A 7,377-nucleotide genomic window follows, 5' to 3' on the forward strand; every position below is an offset into this window, starting at 1 on the left:
GTGGGCTCGGATATGTGTATAAGAGACAGGGTCAGGACGCCGGCGGATCCGGCGGGCCCCCGCCCCAGCCCCACGCTTTCGACGACGTCCCCGACGTCCCCGACGCCCACAAGGAGTAGATGCACCATGGCGAGCGATGCGCCGAACGGCCACGCCCCGGATCTCGACTGGCTGCTCAGCGGTCTGATCCAGCGCGTGCCCCACACCAGGAGCGCCGTGCTGCTCTCCTCCGACGGCCTGGTCAAGGCGGTGCACGGACTCGACCCGGACCGGGCCGACCACATGGCGGCCCTCGCCTCCGGCCTCTACTCGCTCGGCCGCAGCGCCGGGGTCCGCTTCGGCGACGGCGACGAGGTGCGCCAGGTGGTGGTCGAGCTCGACTCCACCCTGCTCTTCGTCTCCACCGCCGGCTCCGGCACCTGCCTCGCCGTGCTCGCCGGCCGCGAGGCCGACGCCGCCGTCCTCGGCTACGAGATGACCATGCTGGTCAAGAGCGTGCGGCCCTATCTCGTCACGCCCGCCAGACACCCGGCGGCGGCACCCGGCGGCGCGAGGCGCTGACCGTGCGACGCCGACACGACGCGCCCTGGCTCGACGACGCGGCCGGCCGGCTGATCCGCCCGTACACGGTCAGCGGCGGCCGCACCCGGCCGACCGCGGCCCTCGACCTGCTCTCCCAGGTCATCGCCACCGGATCGGCGCCCCAGCCCCACCTGGGCCCCGAGCACAGCATGGCCCTCGGGCTCTGCGCGGGCCCCACCTCGGTCGCCGAGGTCGCCGCGCACTTACGGCTCCCGGCCGTCGTCACCAAGGTGCTGCTCTCCGACCTCGTGGACTGCGGGGCGCTGGCCGCCCGCGCCCCCCGGAGCCACGACGGTCCCACCGACCGCTCCCTGCTGGAGGCAGTGCTCGATGGCCTACGACGACGCCTGTGAACCCCCCACCGACCGCCTCCCGGCCGGCGCCGCCCCCGACGTCTTCCCGCACGCCCTGAAGATCCTCGTCGCCGGCGGCTTCGGCGTCGGCAAGACCACCTTCGTCGGCGCGGTCAGCGAGATCGAGCCGCTGAGCACCGAGGAGGTGCTCACCACCGTCAGCGCCGCCACCGACAGCCTGGAAGGCGTCGAGCGCAAGCGGACCACCACCGTCGCGTTGGACTTTGGCCGGATCGGCCTGGACCGCCGGCACGTCCTCTACCTCTTCGGCACCCCTGGCCAGGAACGCTTCTGGTTCATGTGGGACGAGCTGTCCGAGGGCGCCCTGGGAGCGGTCGTCCTCGCCGACACCCGCCGCCTCGAAGCGTCCTTCTCCGCGGTCGACTTCTTCGAACGGCGCGGCATCCGGTTCGTCGTCGCCGTCAACGAGTTCGACGGCTCCCACCACTACGACCCCGAGGAGGTCCGCGAGGCGATCGACCTCCGGCCCGAGGTTCCGGTGGTGCTGTGCGACGCGCGCGTCGCCGGCTCCGGCATCCAGACCCTGGTCACCCTCGTCCGGCACCTGCTGGACGCCAACCCGGCCGCGGCCCCCGCGCCGAGCCACGGAGCACCGACATGACATACGACCCGACCGGCCACCTGCTGCTGACGCCCCCCGACCCCGAAGCGCCCGCGCGCGTCCGCCGGCTCCGCGAACTGGGCCTCGGCGACCGCCCCGACCCCGCCTTCGACGCCTTCGCCGAACGGCTCGCCCAGGTCACCGGGGCGCCCTACTCGATGGTCAACTTCATCGACGAGAACCAGCAGTTCTTCGCCGGACTGCACACCCCCAACGGCCTGCGCACCGCCGGCGACCTGGACGCGACGACCGCGGCCAGCGGCGCCGTCGGCCGCTTCATGGACCGCGACCACGGCTACTGCCCCCATGTGGTGGTGCGCCGCAAGGCCCTGGTCCTGGAGGACGTCTGCGACTACCCCCGGTTCGCCGGCAACCCCGTGGTGGACGAGATCGGCATCCGCTCCTACCTGGGCGCGCCCCTGATCGACCGCACCGGCACCGCGCTCGGCACCATCTGCGTCGTCGACACCGAGCCGCGCCCCTGGGGCCGCGCCGGACTGGAGACCATCAAGTCCCTCGCGGCCGAACTGGTCGAGCAGATCCACCGCCGGGAGGACGAGTCCCGCTAGGCGGCGCCCCGGAAGCGGGGAGCTCGTTCCGCCGGTCCGGTCCCGAGGGCCGCTCCGCCAGGCGTACGCCGCCGTCGGCGCCGCAACCGGCCGGCGCCGCAACCGGCCGGCGGGGCGGTCGGCCAGCGGGGCGGGCGGCCGGAACCGGCTGGCTCGCCGGTCTCCCGCGCGGCTGCGGCGTCCGCCCGAGGGCCCCGCGGCCGGCGGGCGGGTCAGTCGATCGTCCTGACCACCCGGGCCGGCACCCCGGCCACCAGGGTGCCGGCCGGGACGTTCCGGGTCACCACCGCGCCGGCCGCGACCACGGCGTCGGCGCCGACGTCCACTCCCTGGAGGACCGTCGCGCGAGCACCGATCCAGACGTTGCGCCCGATCCTGATCGGGGCCTTCGTGATCCCGGTGCGCCGCTGCCGCGGGTCCAGGGGGTGCCCGGCAGAGATCAGGCTGACGTCCGGTCCGAGCATCACCTCGTCGCCGATCTCGATGCCGCCGATGTCGTTGAAGCGGCACCCCTGGTTCACGAAGACGTCGCGGCCCACCGTGATGTTGACCCCGTGGTCCGAGTAGACCGGCGGGATCAGGTGGAAGGACTCGTCCACCTGCTGACCGGTCAGCTCGGTCCACACGGCTCTGATCTCGTCCTGCCTGGCGTAGGGGATCCTGTTGAGCCGCTCGACCGTCTCGATCGCCCGCTGCACCCTCTGCACGAAGCCCATGTCGTCCCCTCGTCCCCTCGTCCCCTCGTCCGCCCGGCACCCGACACCCCCGCAGAGGGCGGCGGCGGCACGAGCGCCCGGCGGCTCCACCAGCGGGCCCGCACCGCGCGCCCACGGTAGTGGCCCGGGCGCGGGCGAGCGGCCACCGGGGCGTACGGGGCGCGGTGCCCGGTGCGGTTCGCGGCCGTCGCGCGGCCCGGACCGGGACCCCGCTCGCCGGACCCAGGCGTCCGGGTCCGGCGAGCGGAGGCACCGCGTGCGCCGCGCCGCGTCGCCCGCCACGGTGGCGCCGTGGAGCGCAGCCGGGGTGACGCACCTGCCGGGAGCGCCCGCCAGACGAGCGGAGGGTCCCGCAGAACGAGGGGGCCGGAGCACCTCCGGCGCGACCGGCCCTCGCCGTCCGGCCCGCCGGGCGGGGAGACCCGAAGGGATGAACACCCGCCCGACCGCGACGTGTTCGGTCCAGCGGTCGCGCACACTTCGAACCGCACGGGCAGTCCCGTGTCGCCGGCGACCCGCGACGGACCGGTGACCGCGTCGGCGTGAGGGGGCAGGGGTGGCGCACCGGCGCACTCCGCTGGGTGACAGGGCCCGGTACTGGTTCGACAGCACGCTGGCCCGCGGGGCCGCCGCTCTCGTCGGCTGGCTGGCGCTGCTGTGCCTGGCCGTCGTCGTGCCGTCCAGCGCCGTGATGGCGTGGACCGACCCCGACGTACCGGCGTCCCTGCCGGAGCGGCTGTCCCAGGTGTGGCGGCTCACCGGGGAGGCGCTGCGGCTGGGCGGAGCGACGGGCACGCCGCTGCGGGTGGTGGTGTCGGTGCTGCTCGCGCTGGTCACCCTCCTCTACGTCTCGACCCTCGTCGGCCTGATCACGACCGCGCTCACCGACCGGCTCACCGCGCTGCGGCGGGGCCGCTCCACCGTGCTCGAGACCGGCCACGCCGTGGTCCTGGGGTGGTCGGAGCAGGTGCTGACGGTGGTGGGCGAGTTGGTGGTGGCCAACGCGCGCCGGCGGCGCGCCGCGGTGGCGGTGCTGGCGGACCGGGACAAGACGCTCATGGAGGAGGCGCTGCGGGGCAAGGTGGGTCCGCCGGGGCGGACCCGGCTGATCTGCCGGAGCGGTCCCACGACGGACCCGGCCGTGCTCCTCCTGGGCAGCCCGTCCACCGCCGGGGTGGTGCTGGTGCTTCCGCAGGACGACCCCGACGCCGACGCGGAGGTGGTCAAGACGCTGCTCGCCCTCAGGGCGGCCCTGGCCGACCAGGTCCGCCGCCCTCCTGTCGTCGCGGCCGTCAGGGACGACCGCTACCGGCTGGCGGCCGGTCTGGCCGCCGGGCCGGACGGCGTCGTCCTGGAATGCGACGCGCTCACCGCCCGCCTCGTCGTCCAGGCCGCCCGTCGTCCCGGGCTCTCGCTGGTGCACCGGGAACTGCTCGACTTCGCGGGCGACGAGTTCCACCTGGTGCCCCCCTCGGCCCTGGCCGACCGCCCGTTCGGCGACGCGCTGCTGTCGTTCCCCGCCTCCAGTGTGGTCGGACTGGTGCGCGCGGGCGTCCCCCTGCTCAACCCGCCGCCGCTCACGCCGATCGACCGGCACGACCGGCTGGTGGTCATCTCGCGGGACGCCGACTCGGTCCGGCCCGGCGACTGCGCGGACCTGGTCGAGGAGTCCGCGGTGGCGTCCGGCCCGGCCGCGCCCCCGCAGGCCGAGAGGATCCTGTTACTGGGCTGGAACCGCCGGGCGCCGCTCGTGCTGGACCAGTTGCGGCGCGGGGCCCGGCCCGGCTCGGCGGTCGACGTCGTGGTGGACCACGGCGAGGCGGAGTCACCGGAAATCCTCCCCGCCGCCGCCCGAGACGACCCCCTCCGCCTGACTCTGCACCACGGCGACATCACCATGCCGGACACCCTCGCGTCGCTCGACGTGCACGCTTACGACAGCGTCATCGTCCTGGGCCGCGACCGCGTCGCCGGGCAGCCCCCGGACGCTCCTGACCACCGCACCCTCATCACGCTCCTGCTGCTCCGCCGGCTGGAGGAGGCCGCCGGGCGCGAACTGCCGGTGGTCACCGAGCTGGTGGACGACCGCAACCGAGCCCTGGTGCCGGTGGGCCCCGGAGCCGACGTGATCATCAGCGGCAAGCTCATCGGCCTGCTCATGGCGCAGATCTCCCAGTACCGCCACCTGGCGCCGGTGTTCGAGGAGCTCTTCTCCGCCGAGGGCGCGGGCGTCCAGCTCCGCCCGGCGTCGGACTACGTGCTGCCCGGCCGCGACACCGCCTTCGCCACCGTGGTGGCCTCCGCCCGCCGGCGGGACGAGTGCGCCATCGGCTACCGGAGCCACCACGACGTCCGCACACCCCCCGACTTCGGCGTGCGGATCAATCCGCCCAAGAGCGAACGCCGGCGGTGGACGAGCGAGGACCAGGTCATCGTCATCGGCAGCGAGTGACGCCCGGCTCGGGGCCGTCCGGACGGTTCGCCGCTCTCCGCCGCCGTCGGCGCCGACCTCAGGCGTCCCGCGTGTACGCGCCCGCGCGGGCGGCCGCGGCCGTCGCGGTGGCGGCGCGGTCGGCGGCGGTCTCGTCCAGCGGGAGACCGGTGGTCAGGAAGCGGTAGTAGAGCGGGGCGGACGTCGCGCGGATCACCTCGTGCGGGTCGGTGCCCTCCGGTACCTCGCCGCGGGCCGCGGCCTGCCGGACACACCCCGCCCACTCCTCGACGCGGACCGCGTAGAACCGGTGCAGCGCATCGGCCGCCTTCGGGTCGCAGGTGGGGGCCGTGATGACCGCCTTGAACAGGGCGCCCTGCCGCGGGTCGGCCAGCGTCCGCTGCACCAGCCGGGCGTTGGCCGTCAGGTCGCCGAGGAGCGAGCCGGTGTCGGCCCGCGGTACGGACTGCTGCGCCATGTCCAGCAGCAGATCGGCCACCAGTCCGGTGGCCGTGCCCCAGCGGCGGTACACGGTCGTCTTGCCCACGTCGGCGCGGCGCGCGACGTCGGCGAGGTCCAGATGGGCGAAGCCCCGTTCCGCCAGTACGTCGCCGGCGGCGCGCAGGACCGCCGTCCGCACCCGCGCCGTGCGTCCGCCCGGCCGAACGGCTCCTGGACCCGGGGCGGACTCATCCACTGTCATAACGGGACTCCTGTTCCATTAGGCGGCGCGGCTTGGTACGCTCGGACCATCTTAATGGAACGGCAGACCCGTTAGTAGTCGCGGAGGGGGATCGTCATGGAGTACAGGCAGCTTGGCGTGTCGGGCCTGCAAGTCCCGGTACTGAGCTTCGGCGCCGGCACCTTCGGCGGGCAGGGCCCGCTCTTCGGCGCCTGGGGCGACACCGGCGTGCAGGGGGCCCGCCGTCTGGTGGACATCTGCCTGGAGGCGGGTGTCACCATGTTCGACACGGCCGACGTCTACTCCGACGGCGCCTCGGAGGAGGTGCTGGGGGCCGCCCTCAAGGGGCGCCGGGACCAGGTGCTCATCTCCACCAAGGCGGGCCTGCCCACGGGCGACGGCCCCCGGGACGCCGGCACCTCCCGTTCCCGTCTGCTCTCCTCCGTGGACCAGGCCCTGCGCCGCCTCGACACCGACCACATCGACCTGTTCCAGCTCCACGCCTACGACGCCCGCACCCCCGTCGAGGAGGTGCTGTCCACCCTGGACGACCTGGTGAGAGCCGGAAAGATCCGCCACCTCGGCGTCTCCAACTTCTCCGGCTGGCAGACCATGAAGTCCCTCGCCGCCGCCGAACGGCGCGGACGCGAACGCTACGTCGCCCACCAGGTCTACTACTCCCTCATCGGCCGCGACTACGAATGGGAGCTGATGCCGCTCGGCCTCGACCAGGGACTGGGGGCGATCGTCTGGAGCCCGCTCGGCTGGGGCCGGCTCACCGGCAGGATCCGGCGGGGCAGCCCGCTGCCGACCGGCAGCAGGCTGCACGACACCGCCGACTACGGCCCGCCCGTCGACGACGAGCACCTCTACCGCGTGGTCGACGCGCTGGAGGAGGTCGCCGAGGAGACCGGCAAGGCAGTGCCGCAGGTCGCGCTCCGCTGGCTGCTCCAGCGCCCGACCGTGGCATCCGTCATCATCGGCGCCCGCAACGAGGAGCAGCTACGCCAGAACCTCGGAGCCGTGGGCTGGACGCTCACCCCCGAGCAGATGGCCTCCCTCGACGCTGCCAGCCACCGACCCGCCCCCTACCCGTACTTCCCCTACGAGCGCCAGGAGGGCTTCAACCGGCTCAACCCGCCGGCGGTCTAGCGTCAGCCGGCCTCCGCCGGCTCAACCCGCCGGCGGTCTAGCGGCAGCCCGCCCCTGTCCCGCCGCTCCCCTGAGAGCGGCGGGGCGGGGGCCCGCGGGGGGGCCCGGGGGGCGGGCGCCCCCGGCCCGGCGGGGCTCCCCCCCCCCCCCCCCCCCCCCGCCCCCCCCCCCCCCCCCCCCCCCCCCCCCCCCCCCCCCCCCCCCCCCCCCCCCCCCCCCCCCCCCCCCGCCCCCCCCCCCCCCCCCCGCCCCCCCCCCCCCCCCCCCCCC

At 75.0% G+C, this 7,377-nt stretch carries 8 protein-coding genes; 6 read left to right on the top strand and 2 right to left on the bottom strand.

Going from position 1 to position 7,377, the window contains the following annotated elements; translation table 11 throughout:
• The first annotated feature begins 126 nt into the window (after positions 1–126).
• Genes C6N75_RS20915 through C6N75_RS20930 form a run of 4 tightly spaced genes read left to right on the top strand, consistent with a single transcriptional unit; the run spans position 127 to position 2,126 of the window.
• Positions 127–561, top strand: coding sequence for a roadblock/LC7 domain-containing protein (locus tag C6N75_RS20915; RefSeq protein WP_105870446.1), 435 nt, complete (start codon positions 127–129; stop codon positions 559–561).
• A gap of 2 nt (positions 562–563) precedes the next feature.
• Positions 564–935, top strand: coding sequence for a DUF742 domain-containing protein (locus C6N75_RS20920; RefSeq protein ID WP_105870447.1), 372 nt, complete (start codon positions 564–566; stop codon positions 933–935).
• The gene (locus C6N75_RS20925) at positions 913–1,557 is read left to right on the top strand and encodes a GTP-binding protein (RefSeq protein WP_105870448.1); all 645 of its coding nucleotides are present in this window, start codon (positions 913–915) and stop codon (positions 1,555–1,557) included. Before C6N75_RS20920 ends, C6N75_RS20925 begins: the two co-directional genes overlap by 23 nt.
• Entirely contained in the window at positions 1,554–2,126 is a 573-nt protein-coding gene (locus tag C6N75_RS20930) for a GAF domain-containing protein (protein WP_105870449.1), read from the top strand. Before C6N75_RS20925 ends, C6N75_RS20930 begins: the two co-directional genes overlap by 4 nt.
• A gap of 212 nt (positions 2,127–2,338) precedes the next feature.
• Here C6N75_RS20930 and C6N75_RS20935 read toward each other — a convergent pair whose 3' ends face one another.
• Positions 2,339–2,842 (bottom strand): DapH/DapD/GlmU-related protein, encoded by a 504-nt coding sequence (locus tag C6N75_RS20935; RefSeq protein ID WP_105870450.1) that lies wholly within the window; start codon positions 2,840–2,842, stop codon positions 2,339–2,341.
• Positions 2,843–3,398: 556 nt separating this feature from the next.
• Here C6N75_RS20935 and C6N75_RS20940 point away from each other — a divergent pair.
• Positions 3,399–5,294, top strand: a complete 1,896-nt coding sequence (locus tag C6N75_RS20940) for a CASTOR/POLLUX-related putative ion channel (RefSeq protein ID WP_105870451.1) — start codon at positions 3,399–3,401, stop codon at positions 5,292–5,294.
• 58 nt (positions 5,295–5,352) lie between these two features.
• Here the strand turns inward: C6N75_RS20940 and C6N75_RS20945 are convergent, their stop codons facing one another.
• Positions 5,353–5,976 (bottom strand): TetR/AcrR family transcriptional regulator, encoded by a 624-nt coding sequence (locus C6N75_RS20945; protein ID WP_105870452.1) that lies wholly within the window; start codon positions 5,974–5,976, stop codon positions 5,353–5,355.
• Between the two features lie 96 nt (positions 5,977–6,072).
• On the opposite strand from C6N75_RS20945, the gene C6N75_RS20950 reads away from it, so the two are divergent.
• Positions 6,073–7,107, top strand: a complete 1,035-nt coding sequence (locus C6N75_RS20950; RefSeq protein ID WP_105870453.1) for an aldo/keto reductase — start codon at positions 6,073–6,075, stop codon at positions 7,105–7,107.
• The last annotated feature ends 270 nt before the right edge of the window (positions 7,108–7,377 follow it).

The organism is Streptomyces solincola (genome assembly GCF_002982015.1).
In the GTDB taxonomy this organism is placed as follows: Bacteria; Actinomycetota; Actinomycetes; order Streptomycetales; family Streptomycetaceae; genus Streptomyces; species Streptomyces solincola.

What these genes read in the sequence shown, in the direction of transcription:
- C6N75_RS20915 (WP_105870446.1), top strand. Translation starts at nt 127, where the DNA reads ATGGCGAGCGATGCGCCGAACGGCCACGCCCCGGATCTCGACTGGCTG.
- C6N75_RS20925 (WP_105870448.1), top strand. Translation starts at nt 913, where the DNA reads ATGGCCTACGACGACGCCTGTGAACCCCCCACCGACCGCCTCCCGGCC.
- C6N75_RS20930 (WP_105870449.1), top strand. Translation starts at nt 1,554, where the DNA reads ATGACATACGACCCGACCGGCCACCTGCTGCTGACGCCCCCCGACCCC.
- C6N75_RS20935 (WP_105870450.1), bottom strand. Translation starts at nt 2,842, where the DNA reads ATGGGCTTCGTGCAGAGGGTGCAGCGGGCGATCGAGACGGTCGAGCGG.
- C6N75_RS20945 (WP_105870452.1), bottom strand. Translation starts at nt 5,976, where the DNA reads ATGACAGTGGATGAGTCCGCCCCGGGTCCAGGAGCCGTTCGGCCGGGC.
- C6N75_RS20950 (WP_105870453.1), top strand. Translation starts at nt 6,073, where the DNA reads ATGGAGTACAGGCAGCTTGGCGTGTCGGGCCTGCAAGTCCCGGTACTG.